General features: G+C 53.6%; 18 protein-coding genes and 1 tRNA gene. 7 read left to right on the top strand and 12 right to left on the bottom strand.

The window, feature by feature from the left end; all coding sequences use genetic code 11:
* Window positions 1-42: 42 nt before the first annotated feature.
* Window positions 43-2103, bottom strand: coding sequence for an ATP-dependent helicase (locus AB4Y96_RS11915; protein ID WP_441917542.1), 2061 nt, complete (start codon window positions 2101-2103; stop codon window positions 43-45).
* A 123-nt stretch (window positions 2104-2226) separates the two neighbouring features.
* A complete protein-coding gene (locus AB4Y96_RS11920) occupies window positions 2227-2679 on the bottom strand; it encodes a thiol-disulfide oxidoreductase DCC family protein (protein ID WP_091876810.1) in 453 nt (150 codons plus the stop codon).
* A 125-nt stretch (window positions 2680-2804) separates the two neighbouring features.
* Between AB4Y96_RS11920 and AB4Y96_RS11925 the strand changes: the two genes are divergently transcribed.
* Complete coding sequence (locus AB4Y96_RS11925; protein WP_441917634.1) at window positions 2805-3320, top strand: AAA family ATPase; 516 nt, start codon at window positions 2805-2807, stop codon at window positions 3318-3320.
* Between the two features lie 47 nt (window positions 3321-3367).
* Here AB4Y96_RS11925 and AB4Y96_RS11930 read toward each other — a convergent pair whose 3' ends face one another.
* The 4 genes from AB4Y96_RS11930 to AB4Y96_RS11945 form a co-directional block, all read right to left on the bottom strand.
* Window positions 3368-3556, bottom strand: a complete 189-nt coding sequence (locus AB4Y96_RS11930) for a hypothetical protein (protein WP_441917543.1) — start codon at window positions 3554-3556, stop codon at window positions 3368-3370.
* A 267-nt stretch (window positions 3557-3823) separates the two neighbouring features.
* Complete coding sequence (locus tag AB4Y96_RS11935; RefSeq protein WP_441917545.1) at window positions 3824-5164, bottom strand: PQQ-dependent sugar dehydrogenase; 1341 nt, start codon at window positions 5162-5164, stop codon at window positions 3824-3826.
* Between the two features lie 215 nt (window positions 5165-5379).
* Window positions 5380-5943 (bottom strand): hypothetical protein, encoded by a 564-nt coding sequence (locus AB4Y96_RS11940; protein WP_441917546.1) that lies wholly within the window; start codon window positions 5941-5943, stop codon window positions 5380-5382.
* A gap of 37 nt (window positions 5944-5980) precedes the next feature.
* A tRNA-Ser gene (locus tag AB4Y96_RS11945) sits at window positions 5981-6070 on the bottom strand.
* Window positions 6071-6194: 124 nt separating this feature from the next.
* Between AB4Y96_RS11945 and AB4Y96_RS11950 the strand changes: the two genes are divergently transcribed.
* Window positions 6195-6536, top strand: a complete 342-nt coding sequence (locus AB4Y96_RS11950; RefSeq protein ID WP_441917548.1) for a hypothetical protein — start codon at window positions 6195-6197, stop codon at window positions 6534-6536.
* 159 nt (window positions 6537-6695) lie between these two features.
* Here the strand turns inward: AB4Y96_RS11950 and AB4Y96_RS11955 are convergent, their stop codons facing one another.
* The 5 genes from AB4Y96_RS11955 to AB4Y96_RS11975 form a co-directional block, all read right to left on the bottom strand.
* Window positions 6696-7673, bottom strand: coding sequence for a GAF domain-containing protein (locus AB4Y96_RS11955; protein ID WP_091876821.1), 978 nt, complete (start codon window positions 7671-7673; stop codon window positions 6696-6698).
* 177 nt (window positions 7674-7850) lie between these two features.
* Entirely contained in the window at window positions 7851-9104 is a 1254-nt protein-coding gene (locus AB4Y96_RS11960) for a class I SAM-dependent methyltransferase (RefSeq protein WP_441917550.1), read from the bottom strand.
* Between the two features lie 95 nt (window positions 9105-9199).
* A complete protein-coding gene (locus AB4Y96_RS11965) occupies window positions 9200-10003 on the bottom strand; it encodes an anti-sigma factor family protein (RefSeq protein WP_441917551.1) in 804 nt (267 codons plus the stop codon).
* A complete protein-coding gene (locus AB4Y96_RS11970) occupies window positions 10000-10608 on the bottom strand; it encodes an RNA polymerase sigma factor (protein WP_091878341.1) in 609 nt (202 codons plus the stop codon). Before AB4Y96_RS11970 ends, AB4Y96_RS11965 begins: the two co-directional genes overlap by 4 nt.
* 64 nt (window positions 10609-10672) lie before the next feature.
* Window positions 10673-11212 carry a tetratricopeptide repeat protein gene (locus AB4Y96_RS11975; RefSeq protein WP_441917553.1) on the bottom strand — a complete coding sequence of 180 codons (540 nt, stop codon included), beginning with the start codon at window positions 11210-11212 and terminating at the stop codon, window positions 10673-10675.
* Between the two features lie 231 nt (window positions 11213-11443).
* On the opposite strand from AB4Y96_RS11975, the gene AB4Y96_RS11980 reads away from it, so the two are divergent.
* Complete coding sequence (locus AB4Y96_RS11980; protein ID WP_441917554.1) at window positions 11444-12451, top strand: TIM44-like domain-containing protein; 1008 nt, start codon at window positions 11444-11446, stop codon at window positions 12449-12451.
* Between the two features lie 85 nt (window positions 12452-12536).
* On the opposite strand, the gene AB4Y96_RS11985 is transcribed toward AB4Y96_RS11980, so the two are convergent.
* Window positions 12537-12908: a COG4315 family predicted lipoprotein gene (locus AB4Y96_RS11985; RefSeq protein ID WP_091876830.1), complete on the bottom strand. Its 372-nt coding sequence runs from the start codon at window positions 12906-12908 to the stop codon at window positions 12537-12539.
* Window positions 12909-13209: 301 nt separating this feature from the next.
* On the opposite strand from AB4Y96_RS11985, the gene AB4Y96_RS11990 reads away from it, so the two are divergent.
* From AB4Y96_RS11990 to AB4Y96_RS12005, 4 genes are all read left to right on the top strand, one after another.
* A complete protein-coding gene (locus AB4Y96_RS11990) occupies window positions 13210-13866 on the top strand; it encodes a response regulator transcription factor (RefSeq protein ID WP_441917555.1) in 657 nt (218 codons plus the stop codon).
* Window positions 13863-15242, top strand: a complete 1380-nt coding sequence (locus AB4Y96_RS11995) for a sensor histidine kinase (RefSeq protein ID WP_441917557.1) — start codon at window positions 13863-13865, stop codon at window positions 15240-15242. The genes AB4Y96_RS11990 and AB4Y96_RS11995 overlap by 4 nt, the downstream gene beginning before the upstream one ends.
* A 121-nt stretch (window positions 15243-15363) precedes the next feature.
* Window positions 15364-16047, top strand: a complete 684-nt coding sequence (locus AB4Y96_RS12000; protein ID WP_091876837.1) for an MtnX-like HAD-IB family phosphatase — start codon at window positions 15364-15366, stop codon at window positions 16045-16047.
* A gap of 23 nt (window positions 16048-16070) precedes the next feature.
* Window positions 16071-17492, top strand: a complete 1422-nt coding sequence (locus AB4Y96_RS12005) for an aspartate aminotransferase family protein (protein ID WP_091876839.1) — start codon at window positions 16071-16073, stop codon at window positions 17490-17492.
* Window positions 17493-17495 lie beyond the last annotated feature (3 nt).

The raw sequence follows: 17495 nt of genomic DNA on the forward strand, positions 1-17495 counted from the left end.
GGCGGGCGCGGATTGGCGCCCGTCTTCCGTCAATCCTAAAGACTATCCCCACATTCCTCTCATTCGCCCGGCGATGTCGACACGGACATTGCGCGCTTCCGCCTGTCTTGGAGATTCCTGCCGAACTTTCGGCCAAGTGGTGCATTCGAAATACTGCAGAAGCGTTGCCGGAACGAACCGCGTGCGCGAAGCATAGACATGCCTGTCACCTTGCGCGTTCTGGCCATACGTAAAAAAGCGTTGCGGAACGACCAGATGCAAATCATCCTTTGCCCGGGTCATGGCGACATAGAGCAGCCGCCTTTCCTCCTCAATTTCGGGTTTTGACCCTACCCCAAGATCAGACGGCATACAGCCATCGACAACATTCAATACATAGACTGACTTCCATTCCTGCCCCTTGGYGGAGTGGATTGTGGAGAGGATCAGAAAATCTTCATCGAGCAGAGGAACGCCAGACTGGTCGCTCGTTGCATCGGGTGGATCAAGGGTAAGCTCGGTCAGAAAACGTTCACGCGATGGATAGCCGCTGGCGATTTGCTGAAGTTGCAGAAGATCAGCCTGCCGCATGGATGCATCTTCGTGAAGCCGCTCCAGATGCGGCTCATACCAGGCGCGAATGTTCTCCAGATCGCCTGGCCACTCGCTCTTGCGGCCATGCACGCCTTGAAGCATTTCAACAAATTTCGCCCAGTCCTCGCCTGCCCGCGGCGGTGCGGGAATCTCGGACAGCGCCGCAACCGGGTCTGCATGCAGGGCCATCTTGTCGAGGACATTTTGAGCAGACGCCGGGCCTACACCGGGCAAAAGCTGCATCAGGCGAAAACCCGCCACACGGTCCCGGGGATTCTGGATGAAACGCAAAATTGCCAGCAAATCCTTGACATGGCTACTGTCCAGAAACTTCAGGCCGCCAAATTTGACAAACGGAATGTTTCGCCGCGTCAACTCGACTTCCAGCGCACCGCTATGACTAGATGTCCGGAAAAGCACGGCCTGCTGTTTTAGCAAGGCGCCGTTTTCCCGCCTGTCGAGCACCTGTTCGACGATATAGCGCGCCTGTTCACTCTCATCACGCACAGTAACCAGTTGCGGTCTGTCGGCAGATTGCCGTTCCGTCCAGAGGTTCTTGGTAAAACGCTCGGATGCCAAATCGATAACGGCATTGGCAGCGGTGAGGATTGGCTGTGTGGAACGGTAATTTCGGTCCAGCGTGATGACATCAGCCGCTGGCGTAAAGGATGCCGGAAAGTCGAGAATGTTGCGGACAGTGGCCGACCTGAAAGAATAGATTGATTGCGCATCGTCACCGACGACAGTCAGCCCCGTACCCATGGGTTTCAGCGCCAAAAGGATCGAGGATTGTAGCCGGTTGGTGTCCTGATACTCATCGACCATGACGTGATCAAACCGCGACCCGATATCCTCAGCCAAAAGTGGGTCCGTTACCGTCTGGCACCAATAAAGCAGCAGGTCGTCGTAATCGAGAATGTTCTGGGATAGCTTGGCTTCCACATATCCCGCGAACAATTGGCGCAATTGCGCACCCCACGCGGCACACCATGGAAAATGCTCCTTCAGAACGTCTTCAAGCGGGCGTTCAGAATTGATTGTCCGCGAATAAATGGCAAGGCATGTGCCCTTGGTTGGAAACCTGTTCTCCATCTTGGAGAAGCCAAGTTCATGGCGGACGAGGTTCATCAAATCCGCCGAGTCCTCCCGGTCGTGGATCGTGAAATTCCTGTCGAGTGATATCTGATCGCAATATTCGCGCAGAAGGCGTGCGCCTATGCCGTGAAATGTGCCAGACCATTCAAGTGCATTGCTGTAGGCAGCGCCATTCGCACCGAGAACCTGATTGCAGATGCGCTCCACGCGCCGCGCCATTTCAGCGGCTGCCCGCCGGGAAAACGTCATCAGAAGAATACGCCGGGGGTCCGTACCATTGACAATCAGATGAGCGACGCGATGGGCAAGCGTATTGGTCTTGCCCGAGCCCGCACCGGCGATAATGAGCAATGGTCCCGCACTGCCCCCGGTGCCAACTCCATATTCAACGGCGCGCCGCTGTGCATCATTCAGTTTTTCGAGATAGGCAGCCATAGACTCTCCGAACGCGCGAATCCAGAAAAGAATCGCTTGGAACAGAGAGAGAACGTACTACCAACGCCCTACCGATGGAAAGCGCACAATTTTCGGCTGTAAAAATGTCTGATTACCAACCCATCAAAGCAGACGATCCCGATCGGCAGCCTCCGGAAGCCAGCATGTCTCATAGCGTCCAAAAAGAAAGTTTCTGTGGCGCGCAATGAAGCGGTAGATTGGATCACGGATAAAACGCGGCACAGCTTTAAAAAGGCTGGCAATCCGCCATGGCCATCCAAGACCGGCATAGATCGCCAGAACTGCATCCGAATTCCTGAAAACGCCCTGCTGTTCAACGACGATCATTGTTTCCGGGTCAGCGGGATCAATGCCATTGAGCCGGTAGAGCGCCATCCCAACAGGTTCCTGCATGGATGCGAGGCGAAAGCGATGTTGATGATCATGACGAAGGACGAACTGGGCATTGGCAGAGCACATCACACAAAGCGCATCAAACACAATGATTGGGCCCTTTGAGATTATATCCTCAAGCTCAGCCGAGGAAGGAGTGGTGCCGGGGTTTTTCGCGTCCATAGTCAATCACATAGTTAAGAAACGTCCGATAGCAATGGTCTCTCCAGGACCAATCAATGCTTTCGCACTGGATAGACCTGTGTCTAAAATTGCAAAAGCGACAACCAACAGCTGTGAAGGTCATCATGCTTATTATTATGAGTGGCTTGCCCGGAACTGGTAAGACCACAATCGCTCGTGAGCTTGCTCGCCCTCTAAAGGCAACGCATTTGCGGGTCGACACAATCGCGCAGGCGTTAATTTCATCCGAAATGTTGAGGGATGAGGTGGGTCCGGCAGACTATATCGTTGCCTATGCTCTGGCGGAAGAAAACTTGCGAAACGGAGGAACAGTTATCGCCGACTCCGTTAATGCCATCACGATCACGCGCCAAGCATGGCGCAACGTGGCGTCTCGAGCCAATGTCGAAGCATTCGAAATTCACGTTACGTGTTCGGATGCCGAAGAACACAGGCGCCGCGTCGAAACAAGAGTCTCCGACATCGAAGACATGATACTGCCCACATGGAAAGAAGTCGCAGAGAGAGTCTACGAGAAATGGGACAGAGATACGACGGTCATTGATACCTTCACAACCGGTCCAGATGAAGCTGTCAGGCTCATCTTGAGCAAGATCGAAAAAAGATCCCGAAATCGTTGACAGCACAAACCGCAGACATCAGAAAATCGATTGGTGCCCCGCAATGGCTACCGCCTCTTGAGGAACGCAAACTTCGCATTAAGCTGGCCGGTAGCAATGAGCCTGTTCAGGTCGGTCTGATCGATGCGCCCACTTGCAACACCATCTGCCAACCGATTGCAAAGCGTGTCTGAAAGGTGCTCACGCGATACGCCTATATAGGTCATGGCGTGCTGCTTGAATTCAGGTCTCGACATTTCAACCTGCCGTACACAGCTTGCAATCGTTGCTGTCCGATTGTTCTTCACATCGTCTTGAATTGTGGAACAACCCGCCAGCGCGACCAATATTGCAGGCAATACAATGTGCGTAATGTCCATGTGACCCCCGTCCCCATTTTTAGCCAAGGCTAGGGTAAGATATATATCCTTGCAATGGCCCGAGTCCTCATCGAAAAGATGTGGAAGCATCCTCTCATTTCATTCCTGATCGTAAAGTCATTCAATAATGTGGTTATGGCGGGGTCACTGGGCTACTGCAGGTGTCACACGCCAAATCGTATTGCCCACATCATCAGCAACCAGCAACGCACCTGACTTGTCGATTGCAACACCGACTGGACGGCCAAGGGCTTTATCCTGATCATTGATGAAGCCCGTCAGTATATCCTTCGGCGGACCGCTGGGCTTACCGTTTTCAAAGGGAACGAAAATAACTTTGTAGCCGCTGCGCGGTTTGCGGTTCCATGATCCGTGCTGGCCAACAAATGCGCCATTTTGATAGTCGGCGCCCAAAAACGTTCCGGTGTTGAACGTAAGGCCGAGCGACGCTGTATGCGGTCCAAGCGCGTAATCTGGCTTGATCGCCTTTGCCACAAGCTCAGGATTTTGCGGTTTGACACGCACATCAACATTCTGGCCGTAATAGCTATAAGGCCATCCATAGAATGCACCATCCTTGACCGAAGTCATATAATCCGGAACGAGATCGCTGCCGATTTCATCGCGCTCATTCACGGCAACCCACAATTCACCGCTATCTGGATTCCACGAAAGCCCGTTGGGATTGCGAAGGCCGGATGCGAACACACGCTCCTGTCCCGTTGCCAGATCGATCTCAAGAACAGCTGCTCTGTTCTTCTCGGCATCAAGGCCGTTTTCGCCGACATTGCTGTTTGAGCCCACGGTCGCAAAGAGCTTCTTGCCATCCGGGCTTGCTATAACATCCTTCGTCCAATGATGGTTGATAGGACCGCCCGGCAGGTCAGCGATCTTCTCGGGCGCTGTGGTGATCTTGGCCTCACCATCCTTATAGGGAAACGCGACAATGCCATCGGTGTTGGCAACATAAAGTTTCCCATTGGCCAGCGTCATGCCAAAAGGCGAGTTCAGACCTTCGATGAACGGCTCCTTTATTTCGGCCACGCCATCCTTGTCCGCATCCCTCAGCAGTGTAATACGGTTGGCATTGACAGCTTTGGCGCCAGCCCGGTTCATCAGAACACCCATAACCCAGCCTCGAATACTGAAACCGGTTTGCTCCTCTGCAGGACCATTGGTTTCCGCAACAAGAATGTCCCCGTTAGGGAGGACATGCAGCCAGCGCGGATGTGCCAAATCCTTCGCATAAACATTGGCCTTCAGCCCTGAAGCCACAACGGGGGTCACACCATCAGGCCATTTGGTGGCTTGTGCGACATTCACGGTTGGAATCGGTCGGGGGTTGGGTGCTGGCAAAGTGGGATTAGGTCCATACCCTTCGCTGACAGGCACTGTCGCTGACTCTTGCGAATACAAGTAGACGCCACCTGCCCCCAGGCAAGCGAGGATGATCAAACCCAAGATACCAAAGGTCAGTTTTTTCATGGCGAATATCCTCGTTGAAGAATTTCTGAGGCTGACATGGTGATCGCGTCAGTTTGCGACACGTTCGGGCGAAACGCAGACGGGCGCAAATAGTTCCATGCTATTCGCTCAAATTCTCATCAGGTAATCAGGCAGATCCTTGAGGGTGGAGAATGGGAGAGATTTGCAAAATTTTAAAATGAATATCGAACAACCAGAATAAATGAGACGAGGTATTATTCGTCACTTGGTTGAAGCGGCGACCATTTCCATTCCCAATATTCCATCAGCTCATCTTCAAATTTATCGTTCTGTGCGTGATAGTAGTGTGAGTGCGGCACGGGAATGCGAACCGAATCTTCTTTGAATCCAATCTGCTTTAAAAATTCAATATATCTGGCTGTATCGCCATAGGCATAGATAACGTTGTGCTGATCATAAACCAAAGTACCATTACCATTGGCAGAACCAATCCAGAAATGATGCCGCCCATCGGTTTCAAGAAACGGTTTGAAAGCAGTGCAAAAGTCCTCTGCCTCCTTGAAGGATAAAGGCCCAGAACTTTGATATCTGCCTTGCTCGCGCTTAGAAAGGCGAGGAACCAGCAGTATATATAAAAGGAAATAACCTTCGTCCCACAACCCGGCGAGCAATAAGAGAATATCAATCTGGTTCTCATTAGGTGCGATTACCAAACGGTCAGGCCCGGTCGTTTTCTCTATCTGAAAAATATTGCTGTAAGAGAAGCGTTTTACCGCCTCATATGCGCCTTCACCAAACTTCGTTAGCGGTCCGAACATTTTATTGCCTATAGATCAATAAGTTGTTTTCGGAGAATGGCGGAGGGGGTGGGATTCGAACCCACGGTAGGCTCTCACCTACGCCGGTTTTCAAGACCGGTGCCTTAAACCGCTCGGCCACCCCTCCATCCTGCACGGATATTCATCATGGCGGATCGGTTATTCCGCCACATCTATCCGAGCTGATCGGAGGCCTTTATATCTATTCGCATTGCTGCGTCAACCGGCTCCGCAGCACTGATGCACATTCTATGTACGATAATGACACCTTGCGCATTTCCGCGCGAACAACACGGTTGAATGCCATTCCAAAAGGCCGTCGGTGGCGCTGGATGAAGGTCAGCGCCACCGACGAAGCAAGCCCTGGTCAGGAGCCCGCTTTTGGGAATTCATTTTTCCAATTTCCAAGGATGGCCGTTAACAGCCTGATTCATCGACAAAAGATCGAAGAACTTGCTCTCCAGCAACGCTCCACAAGCGCCCGTTTGAACCAGACTTGGCGTCGAACAGCACGTATTGCCCGTTACGGCTATCGGATTTCTGTTCTGAAATGCGCCATGACGTTTCTGACTATTGGGCCTGGCAGCGTTTGAAACCCACCCAGTTAATTCATCTCCACCATTTCACACCGACTCCTGCGGCATTTCAGGCAGAGTTACCCAATATTTACAGTGTGTCAGCCCCGTCTGCTCAGGTGCGAGCTTTAACTGTCGCAGTTTTGCGACAAACCATGGCAAAAAAATCAAAATCGCTCAGGAAAGGCCAAGACGCTTCAATTTGCGGTGCAATGTGGCGCGGCTGATACCCATATCGGCGGCTGCAGCAGACACATTGCCGCCGCTTCGCGCCAGTGCCCGTTGAATAGCACCGCGTTCAGCGGTGGCAAAATCACGCGACGTTGGTTGATGYTGCCCCAGAAGATCGGCAGCCGGCAATGGAGCACTAAGCACCTCATCGGTCAGACCGAGCATTTGGCGTGCGGATCGCGAAGCGCCAACCACCAGATCATCCTCATCAACGGCAATGAGAGCGTTCAACGCCCGCTCGCTCATCACATTATCGCCGGGAGGAGCCAGAAGAATTCGTGCCTTGGGAAACGCAAGACGGAAGTTTTCCGCTTCTACACGCCGCGCAGCATCAGCCACGGCAATGGAAATCAGCTTGACGAAATCATCGGTCAGATCGTGTCGTGCCGAGGACACGTCAATGACAGCAGCCAGACGGCCACGATGATCAAAAATTGGTGCAACAGTGCATGATAATGCCGTGTTTTTACTGCGAAAATGCTGATCACGATGAATGGTTAGCGCGCGTTGCTCAACAATAGCGGTACCAATTCCATTCGTCCCCTCGGTTTCCTCGCTCCATACGGCGCCTGTCCAAAGACCCATTCTGTAGAAGGTTTCGTCGTCGCCGATATAGCCCCGCCGGTCCACCGGAACGCTGTCTTTGTCCGCGAGCAGGATGCAGCAACCTGCCCCGCCCACTGCCGCATAAAGCCTGTCCAGGCTGGTTTGAGCGGTGAGTATCAACGAGCCCATGCGCTCGCGTGCCTGATTGAGTTCATATTCTGTCAGAATGTTTGGTCCGCGACCTTCAATTGGATTGAGGCCATAGAGACGCATAGACCGCCGCCAGGAAGCAATCAGAGCCGATTGCGCAGCAGCATTGCCCGACGAGAGCGCTGATTCAATGTATTCAGCGTGCAAACCGCTTTGCAGCGTTACCATGGTCCCCTCCGAGGCCGCGTAGTGAAACCAGACTATGGTTGAGTGATCACCACGGTCAAGCCCACACTTTACGCTATATTAAGGAGTCCATTCGGGCGATGACGGGCAGAAAGCGACACCGTAAACGACAATAAATAGTCATATCAGGTCAAAATCAAACATCAGACCTGCTGGGGGCTAGGCATTGGCCGCGTGCAGAACCTTGGGTCTGCTCTGTTCGTGTTCGCCAATATAGGTTCGCGTCAAAGGGATAACGTTGTTTCTTTTTGCAATCTGGAACTGGAAAACCACGAGATCCTCGTACCGAAATGCAGACTCGGCGGCGGCGAGATAGAATTCCCACATCCGGCAGAAACGTTCATCATAGAGCGCCGCTGCGTCCTGCCACCGCGCCATGAAGCGTTCGCGCCAGGCGGATAAGGTCGACGCATAATGGAGACGCAGAATTTCCACGTCGGTGACCATCAATCCGGCTTTCTCGATTTCCGGAATGATTTCCGACATGGACGGGATATAGCCACCCGGAAAAATATACTTGTCGAGCCACGGTGTGGTGAAGCCCGGCACTGCCGAACAACCGATCGTATGCAGGACCATCACGCCATCCTCGTCAAGCAGTTCCGCGCACTTCCTGAAAAACTGTCCATAGGAGGCAGCGCCGACATGCTCGAACATGCCGACCGAAACGATACGGTCAAATGTTCCATTCAGGCTACGATAATCCTGCAGGGCGAAATTCACACGGTTGGAGTGGCTTTTCGTCCCCGGTCTGTTTCTGGCAAACTCAAGCTGTTCTTCTGATAGGGTAACCCCAAGCACCTCACCCGACGGTGCCTCATCAGCCAGATGCAGCGCCAAACCGCCCCACCCGCAGCCAATATCGAGGACTCGGCTATCCGGTTGCACCAGAAGCTTGGCAGCCAGATGCCTTTTCTTGGCAAGTTGTGCCTCTTCCAGGCTCTGTTCGGGATGTTCGAAATAGGCGCAGGAATATTGCCGGTCTGCATCGAGAAACAGACCATATAGCCTGCCGTCCAGATCATAATGATGGGCGACGTTGCGCTTCGAGCGTGCTGGCAGATTGCGCTGGCGAAAGCCTCTGAAACGAGCCCGCAAACTGTCGATCAGGCGGGCGGGAAGCGGGTGTGTTTCGTTCTGCGCCTCCCGCAACACCAGACAGAGAAAATCATAGATCGTACCCTGCTCGACGATGAAACGCTCATCCATGAACAGCTCACCGAGTTGCATGTCGGCATCCATGAGAAACAGCAGTTGCGCCGACCGGTCGGCAAAACGCACGACTACCGGATCGCCGGTTTCATCGCCAAAAACAAGGCGGACACCGCTTGCCGTTAGGACAGTCAGCGAGCCTTTGGTCACAATGCGGGAAAAAGCGAAACGAAGAATCCGGTCCACGAACGAAAGAGGCATGCAGACACTCCTGAGGCGATACGTGTCAGGCTCCTATCATGCGGCGATGATCACAAGATTACGCGAACCTGATGCCAAAATGAAATGATCGCTGCTTATATCGTCAGAACATGGCGGAGCCGGTCGCCCATAGCCTTTATATCGCCAAGCGATTCGTGGCCGATCAGCATGAAGGCATGGGTGTCGCTGGACCAATATATGACATTCATGCCATGACGCCGTTCGCTATCAGGAGCTTTTGCGCCCTTGGAGGACTGAACGATACAAAGAGCCATTGGTGCCTGCGCCGCATCCAGATAGGTGATCTGTCCGAGCGCCTTGCCATCATAGGCGAGCATTTGGGCACGTTTCAACGTGGTTCCCGGCAACTGCACCAATTCAGGTGTGAGATTGAGACCAAGTTTGACGCCAACACCACGCAGTTGTTCGGTCTGCACTGCCACGTCAGCGGGAGCGTTACCCAATGTGTCACGGGTATAAAGCGACATATATTGGGCGACGACCGAGCGCCAGTCACTGCCATCCTGATCGCCATGAAGGCTTGATTGAACACCAAGGAAAGTCCGGTCCACTGCAATACCAATAGCGATGAAACCAATTGCAGCTGCCAGAAAGCCGCGACGATTCCAGCCGTTTGCCTGTTTCCTGACCTGCTCTGGCGGCAAAATCTCAGCAAGCATCGCATCGAGCTTGGCCTTCGGTGCACTGTCGAGCAATGGATTAAAGGCGTCGCGGAACGGCAAGCTGCTGGAAGACAGGAAACGCAGCCGATCAGCAACGGCTTCGTCTCGTTCGAGCAGGTTTTCGACTTGCTTGCGTGTATCTGGATCGAGTTCTCCGTCCAGAAACGCCACCAGCATCTCATCGCTTCCGATTGTCTCTCGGTTGGGATCGGTCATGGCGCGCTCCCTTCCATTCTGTCTGATCCGGCGGAGGCCAGCTTCGCACGTGCCGCAGCAAGCCGACTCATGACAGTGCCAATGGGTATTTCAAGCAGATCGGCAACCTCGCGATAGGAAAGCTCTTCGACATAGGCAAGGAAAACCACAGTCCTCTGCGCTTCAGGCAGAGCCTGAACCTGCCGAAGCACCTGATTGGCAAAAATGTGCGTCTCGGTATCGCGTGCCCCATCAAAAACAAGGGTCTCATCGGCATCAACGAAGCCCTGCCCCATGCGCACGCGCCGGGAGCGGACCTCGTTGAGCCAGATGGAATACAGGATTGAAAACAACCATCGGTCGAGCCGGGTGCCGGGAGTAAACTGGCCTGCCCGCTCCAATGCACGCACACAGGTTGCCTGCACCAGATCATCGGCAACGTCGCGCTGATGCGATAACACCACAGCGTAACGCCAGAGCCTCGTAAGGTGTTGGGAAAGTCCCGCCCTGATTTCCTGCTCGTTTGCGATGGTCGCCTCCGCATCGGACCGGGAAACACGGTCCGATGACTCTCTGCTACGCTTTGCCTGACTATAAGCAGGAACCGCTGGATATGCGACAGACATGATGAATCCGGTTTGAATTGTCATGGTCATCCGCCGATCTAGCTTCAATCAGGCGCTTCCTTCCTCACATCTTTGTCGGGTTTTCGATCGCTTCGGCCAAATCGMGATATTCCTCGCAGTCTGTGCCGCAAATACCCCTGATCTTGGCGAGTTGATCCTTGGCAAGGTCGAGATGACCTTTGATGACATAGGCCTCGCCAAGATATTCACGCACCTTGGCATATTGCGGATCAAGCTGAACCGATTTCATATAATAGCCGATGCCCTCGTCGGTGCGCCCAAGCTTGCGCGTCGCATAGCCGCGATAATTGAGGGCAATAGCGGTATTCGGATTCTTCAGCGTATCAAGGATAGCCAGTGCTTCTTCGTAACGCCCGGCTTCTGCAAGCGCATAAGCGTAGGTTGTCAGGTCGGAATCGGGAAGCAAGCTGCCTTCCTGCTTGACACATTTCTTGGTTTTTGGGTTCCAGACCTCCCCTTTCGGGCAGGTTGGGGTCGCGCTGTTATCCTCGCCCGCCGCATAGACCGGGCTCGATAATGCAGCAACCGCAAGGCATGCGCCAAACAAGGCTGCGGTAACGGATAGTGAATTGGCTTTGTTCATGATGACGTTCTCTCCTGCATCAAAACGACTGCAATGAGAGAACACGCCAACTATTCATTTTATTCGGCCTGGCCGCAGAATTTTGATCAGGACGAGAATAAAATTTCCGCAAAGCAAAAAATCCCACCAAAATTGTCCATCACATTGGTGTCAGGACTTAAAATTGCCCGCGGCGCTCTCTATATGCATCTCGCGTGCTCAAATTGGCCGGGTGCGTAACAGGAGAAACTTATGTCTGGCACTGCTTCCCGCATTATTCGCATCGCTGTGTTGCTCGTTCTGGCCTTGGCGGTGACGCTGAGCGCTTTTGATATCGCCGACGCACGGCGGGCAGGTGGCGGATTTGGCAGCCGTGGTACACGCACTTTCGATGCGCCCGCAACCACACGGACCGCGCCCTCTCCTGCTGCCCCAATTGAACGCTCTATGACGCCGCGCCCGCAGACAAACCAGCCTTCTGCCATGCAGCCGCAGATGAACACACAACGTCCGGGCTTCTTTGGCGGTTTCGGCCGTTCCATGATCGGTGGCTTGCTGGTTGGCGGCCTGATCGGCACACTGCTCGGCCACGGTTTTGGGGGCGGCTTCGGCTTCCTCGGCATGCTCTTGCAGATCGGCCTTGTTATCGGCGCGGTCATGCTGGCCATGCGCTTCTTTGCCCAGCGCCGGCAATCATCTGCAACGGCATCAGGTCCCTCGTTCAATCAGGCATTCGGCCGCCCGGCTGATCCGTCTGCATCGCCTTCGTTCCGTATTCCAAGCATTGGTGCGGCGATGGGGTCGGGCTCTGCGGCTCCAAAGCCAGCACCGGCCCAGTCTTCGCAGGCATCGGATGAGCTTGGCATTTCGCAGCAGGATCTGGACAAGTTTGAACAGCTTCTGACCGAAGTGCAGACAGCTTACGGCACGGAAAATTATGCGGTTCTGCGGACGCTGACCACACCAGAGGCCATGTCCTACCTTGCCGAARAACTCGGTGAGAACGCAACGAAGGGCGTGCGCAACAGCGTTTCCGACGTCAAACTGCTTCAGGGTGACATCGCTGAGTCGTGGCGCGAGGACAATGCCGAATACGCGACGCTGGCTATGCGCTATTCAAGCGTTGATGCGATGCTCGACCGCACAACAGGCAAGCTTGTTGATGGTGATAACACGAGGGCAAGTGAAAGCACTGAGGTCTGGACATTTGTGCGGAAGGATGGCGACGACTGGAAGCTGTCAGCTATTCAGGCCGCATAAGCTCAATCTAGCCGGCCCATACTTATAATTCCGGCGCAGGAGCCTTGCTTCTGCGCCGGATTGATTCTGCGGGATTGGTTTGCGGTTATTTCACAACGTGCCAGACGCCACCGACGCCATCACCCGTTGTCTCGCCTTCTTTTGTGTCCTTGGCAAAGGTGTAAAGCGGCTTGCCATCATAGGCCCACATATCTTTGCCATCAGAAGCTTTGACAAGGGACCATTTGCCTTCGGCCTTCGCCTTGGCATCCGCATGGAAGGCCGGCCACTTCTTCAGGCAATCCGCATCACAATTGGATTTGCCTTTTGCATCCTTGTCGAACGTATAGAGCGTCAGGCCCTTTTCCGTGGCAAGCACCTTACCGAGTTTGGTTTCCACCGTCTTTGCTGGCTCTGCAGCATAGGCGGACAGGGTCGTGGCGGCCAGAAGACTCATTGCAATCACAAGTGTTTTCATTGTTTTCACTCCCTTATCGGTTTGACCGGTGAGACACCGGCATTGCCGTTTTACGCGAACGACGTTCGCTATTCATGACGATGCGACCCATTCTGATCCGAATTGAGGCACGGTTGAGCAAAAAACAAACAACAATTGAGACGATTGGTAACAAGACGAAAACAGCGTATTGGTTACTGCAATCAGTTGTGAGCTGAAGATGGACTGCCCGCAAAAAACCGAGATTTGATCTTATCTGCCCCGCCATACCGCACCGCATTGTGATGCGGCGCCTCGAACATTCAAAGTAATGATCTGAAAAATGCGACTGCTGCTGGTTGAAGATGATATGATGCTTGGTTCTTCGTTAAAGAAGGCGCTGGAGAAGCATGCCTATGGTGTGGACTGGATGCAGGACGGTGAATCCGGACTGGCCGCAATACAGGATTCCAGTTTTGCCGTCGTTATTCTGGACGTCAATCTCCCCAAGATGAGCGGACTTGAAGTACTCCGGGCGGCGCGCCGTGACAAAAACCTCGTTCCCATTCTCCTTTTGACCGCTCGCGATACCCCGCTTCATAAGGTTGAAGGCCTCGACAACGGGGCGGATGATTATCTGGTCAAGCCGTTTGATCTTGATGAACTGCTGGCGCGATTGCGCGCACTCGTGCGTCGCAGTGAAGGTCGGGTCGATACTGTTCTGCGATGCGCTGATGTGGAAGTGGACCCAGCTGCCAAGGTAGTGCGCAAAGCATCCACGCAGGTCATGATGACCGCCAAGGAGTTTCAACTCCTGAAGCTCCTGATGGAGCGATCCGGCAAATACGTCACAAAAAGCGATATTGAATATGCACTCTACAGCGCGGAAAGTGCCGTCGAAAGCAATACCACCGAGGTGACAATCTATAATCTGCGCAAAAAKCTGGGCAGCGATTTCATCAAATCCATCCGCGGTGTGGGCTATATGGTGGATGCATGAGCCGTCCCACCCTCACCCGGAAGCTCTTTTTCCGGATTACGCCGACGATTCTCATCACCATGGCAATCATCGGCGGATTTGCCTTCAACAGCGCCACCCGCGAAATCAACAATGTCTATGACGCTCAGCTGATCAACGACGCCAATGTGTTGTGGATGCTGCTGCACAATCAATTTGACGAGGAGCCCGGAGACGCTCCACCGAAACAGATCGCCGACATCGATTTCAACATGGGCAACCAGCTCGCGCTGAATGAAGATGCGGATGATTATGCCGATGCGCATATGTTCCGCGCATGGAAGGAGAATAAGATCGTTCTCTTTTCGGGCTCAACCTTTCCGGCGGAAATTTCGATGCAAAGGGCGGGTTTTACCAATGTTCGTTATGATAGCGAGCAATGGCGGATTTACTCGCTACCCATCCCCGAAACAAAGGTCGTGATCGAGGTGGCTGAAAAGATCGCCATGCGCCAGACGCTGGTGTCAAACATTCTGCTCAATCTCATTTTCCCGCTGCTCATACTCATCCCGCTGATTGCTATGCTGATCTGGTTTGGCATCAATAGCGGCCTCAGCACCATCCGTATGCTGGTGCAGCAAATCCGCAGTCGCTCACCGGATGACTTGTCAGCAATTCCAGTTGATACGCTGCCAAGGGATCTTTCACCGCTTGGCCGGTCGATCAATCAGCTTCTTGAGGATCTGGACGATTCGCTGAAAGCCGAACGGCGTTTTGCCGATCATGCGGCGCACCAGCTGCGCACGCCACAGGCGGCGCTGAAATTGTTGCTACAGATGTTATCGCAGGCAGACAGCGAGAAAGAACGTCAGGCGATTCTTGCCGACCTCGTCATCAGCAATGAAAAAGCCACCTATCTCATCGAGCAATTGCTGCGCGCTGCGCGTGTTGGCCATCAACCGATCCAACTTCAGCCTGTCGCACTTTACAGCACCGTGGCATCAATCGTCGCTGAAATGGGAAATTTGATAACGGCCAAAACATTGGACATGTCGCTCGACGGTGACGAAAAAGCGTTGGTCAGAGCAGATGATCCTCTGTTGCGACTGATGGTCAGCAACCTGATCGAGAACGCCGTGAAATATACGCCGGCGGGCGGCCGCATTCGCGTGGGCGTTACGCTCGCCAACAATTTCTGGCGTCTGTCCATTTCCGACAGTGGTCCCGGTATCGCCGAGCACCACCGGGAAGCCGTTTTCCAGCGATTCTATCGCATCGATACACCGCAGATCGAAGGAACCGGTCTCGGATTGACGATTGTTGCGGATATTATCAAGCGGTTGTCAGGCACGATCGCTTTGAAGTCTCCGGCCTCGGGCAAGGGTCTGCTCGTGGAAGTGCTTCTACCAAAAGCTTAATTTTGCTGTTTCCAAGTAAGCATGAAGGTCTTTGCTGATTTCAGTTTGGCATCATCTTGGCATAATTTAGCAATCAGTCCTGAATGCTAGAAGCTCCTCACATTGCACGAGGAGTGTCTGCATGCATGTATTTTGTGATTTCGACGGGACCATTTCCCTCGAAGACGCCACAGATTTCATTCTGGAACGATTGGCCAGCCCGAAATGGGAGGAAATCGAACAGGAATGGAAGCAGGGTCTTATTGGTTCCGCGGAATGCATGGCACGTCAAATCGCTCTGATCCAGGCTACGAATCAGGAGCTGGACCGCGCACTTGACGACATTGCCATTGATCCCACCTTCCCCGCTTTCGTCGATTTTTGCTGGGCACAGGCCATCCCTGTCACCATCATCAGCGATGGCGTTGACTATTTCATCAAACGCATTCTTGCCCGCTACAATCTCGATTACCTGCCTGTTATCGCCAACAAACTGACGATATCGGGCATCAACGGCCACACGCGCTATCAGTTGAGCTCGCCTTACAGCGATGCCGATTGTTCATCGGCTGCCGGCGTCTGCAAATGCCGCTCGGTCGAAGCTTTCGATACACGCGTCTATATCGGTGACGGCCGTTCCGATTTCTGCGTCTCTGACAAGCCGGAACTGGTGTTTGCCAAAGACAAACTTGCCGAATTTTGCACCGAAAGGGCCATTCCTTTCGTTGGCTATCAGAATTTTTCCGACCTTACCCAGAGCCTGAAGAATGCACTCCCCGGCTTTACCAGCCGTCCAGTGAGCGTCCCACGTTACGCCACGGCGTAAATCTACAACAGAAGAGAATCTTCATGAACATCAACCTTGCTATCAAGCAGACTGACAATGCTGCGTCGCAGCAGACATCCGAAGCTGAACTTCGTGCCCTCGAACAGGAATATTGCTCCCATGGTGATACGGTCCATTACACCGACCACCCCATGTTCTTCGAACGCTGCGAAGGCTCATATGTCTACGATGCGACAGACACGCCGTTCCTTGATCTGCAGATGTGGTATTCGGCTGTCAATTTCGGCTACCGCAATCCGCGTTTGAACGCCGCTGCACACCGCCAATTGGATACACTGCCCCAGGTTGCGTCGCAGTATCTGCATCGCGAAAAGGTTGAGCTGGCCGCCATGATCGCCAAGGATGCCGAGCGCAAGTTCGGCGCCAAGGGTCGTGTCCACTTCAACGTCGGCGGCTCGCAGGCCGTTGAAGATTCACTTAAGCTGGTGCGCAACTATACCGGCGGCAAAAGCCTGATGTTCGCCTTTGAAGGCGGCTATCATGGCCGAACCCTCGGTGCATCGGCGATCACCTCAAGCTATCGCTATCGCCGCCGTTATGGCCATTTCGGTGACCGCGCTCAGTTTATCGAATTCCCCTACCACTTCCGTGGCCCGAAAGGCATGACCAAGGAAGAGTACGGCCATTACTGCGTGCAGAAATTCGCGCGCCTGTTTGAAACCGAATATAATGGCGTGTGGGACCCGAAAACCGGCAAAGCCGAATACGCCGCATTCTATGTCGAACCAATTCAGGGCACGGGCGGCTATGTCATCCCGCCAATGAATTTCTTCAAGGAACTTAAGAAGGTTCTTGATGATCACGGCATCCTGCTTGTGGTTGATGAAATCCAGATGGGCGTCTACCGGACCGGCAAATTGTGGTCGATCGAACATTTCGGCGTAACACCCGATGCGCTCGTCTTCGGCAAGGCAATCACCAATGGCCTGAACCCGCTTTCCGGTGTCTGGGCCAAGGAAGAAATGATCAATCCAGGCATTTTCCCGCCCGGTTCGACCCATTCAACCTTCGCCAGCAATCCGATGGGCACTGCCATTGCCCTCGAAACCATGAAAATGCTCGAAGAAGAAGATTTTGGCGCAGCGATCATGGAAAAGGGTGCCTATTTCCTTGATGGCCTCAAGGAGTTGCAGAAGCGTCATCCGACCATCGGCGATGTTGACGGGCTTGGCCTCGCGCTGCGTGTCGAGATTTGCAAGGAAGACGGTTTTACACCTGACAAGGCAACCCTCGACTGGATGTCCGATGAAGGCATGAAAGGCGATCTGCTTGTCGGCGGCAAGAAGTACGGTCTCGTGCTGGATGTCGGCGGTTACTACAAGAACGTTATCACGCTGGCGCCAAACCTTCTGATCACACGCGAAGAAATCGATCTGGCTCTGAACCTGCTTGATCAGCTTTTCGTGCGCGCCGCCAAGAGATAATCG

The sequence above is a fragment of the Phyllobacterium sp. TAF24 genome (genome assembly GCF_052113785.1).
In the GTDB taxonomy this organism is placed as follows: domain Bacteria; phylum Pseudomonadota; class Alphaproteobacteria; order Rhizobiales; family Rhizobiaceae; genus Phyllobacterium.

Coding starts and splice junctions, on each gene's coding strand:
- AB4Y96_RS11965 (WP_441917551.1), bottom strand. CDS start 10,003: ATGACCGATCCCAACCGAGAGACAATCGGAAGCGATGAGATGCTGGTG.
- AB4Y96_RS11920 (WP_091876810.1), bottom strand. CDS start 2,679: ATGGACGCGAAAAACCCCGGCACCACTCCTTCCTCGGCTGAGCTTGAG.
- AB4Y96_RS11935 (WP_441917545.1), bottom strand. CDS start 5,164: ATGAAAAAACTGACCTTTGGTATCTTGGGTTTGATCATCCTCGCTTGC.
- AB4Y96_RS11985 (WP_091876830.1), bottom strand. CDS start 12,908: ATGAAAACACTTGTGATTGCAATGAGTCTTCTGGCCGCCACGACCCTG.
- AB4Y96_RS12005 (WP_091876839.1), top strand. CDS start 16,071: ATGAACATCAACCTTGCTATCAAGCAGACTGACAATGCTGCGTCGCAG.
- AB4Y96_RS11970 (WP_091878341.1), bottom strand. CDS start 10,608: ATGTCTGTCGCATATCCAGCGGTTCCTGCTTATAGTCAGGCAAAGCGT.
- AB4Y96_RS11960 (WP_441917550.1), bottom strand. CDS start 9,104: ATGCCTCTTTCGTTCGTGGACCGGATTCTTCGTTTCGCTTTTTCCCGC.
- AB4Y96_RS11940 (WP_441917546.1), bottom strand. CDS start 5,943: ATGTTCGGACCGCTAACGAAGTTTGGTGAAGGCGCATATGAGGCGGTA.
- AB4Y96_RS11930 (WP_441917543.1), bottom strand. CDS start 3,556: ATGTCGAGACCTGAATTCAAGCAGCACGCCATGACCTATATAGGCGTA.
- AB4Y96_RS12000 (WP_091876837.1), top strand. CDS start 15,364: ATGCATGTATTTTGTGATTTCGACGGGACCATTTCCCTCGAAGACGCC.
- AB4Y96_RS11995 (WP_441917557.1), top strand. CDS start 13,863: ATGAGCCGTCCCACCCTCACCCGGAAGCTCTTTTTCCGGATTACGCCG.
- AB4Y96_RS11925 (WP_441917634.1), top strand. CDS start 2,805: ATGCTTATTATTATGAGTGGCTTGCCCGGAACTGGTAAGACCACAATC.
- AB4Y96_RS11950 (WP_441917548.1), top strand. CDS start 6,195: ATGTACGATAATGACACCTTGCGCATTTCCGCGCGAACAACACGGTTG.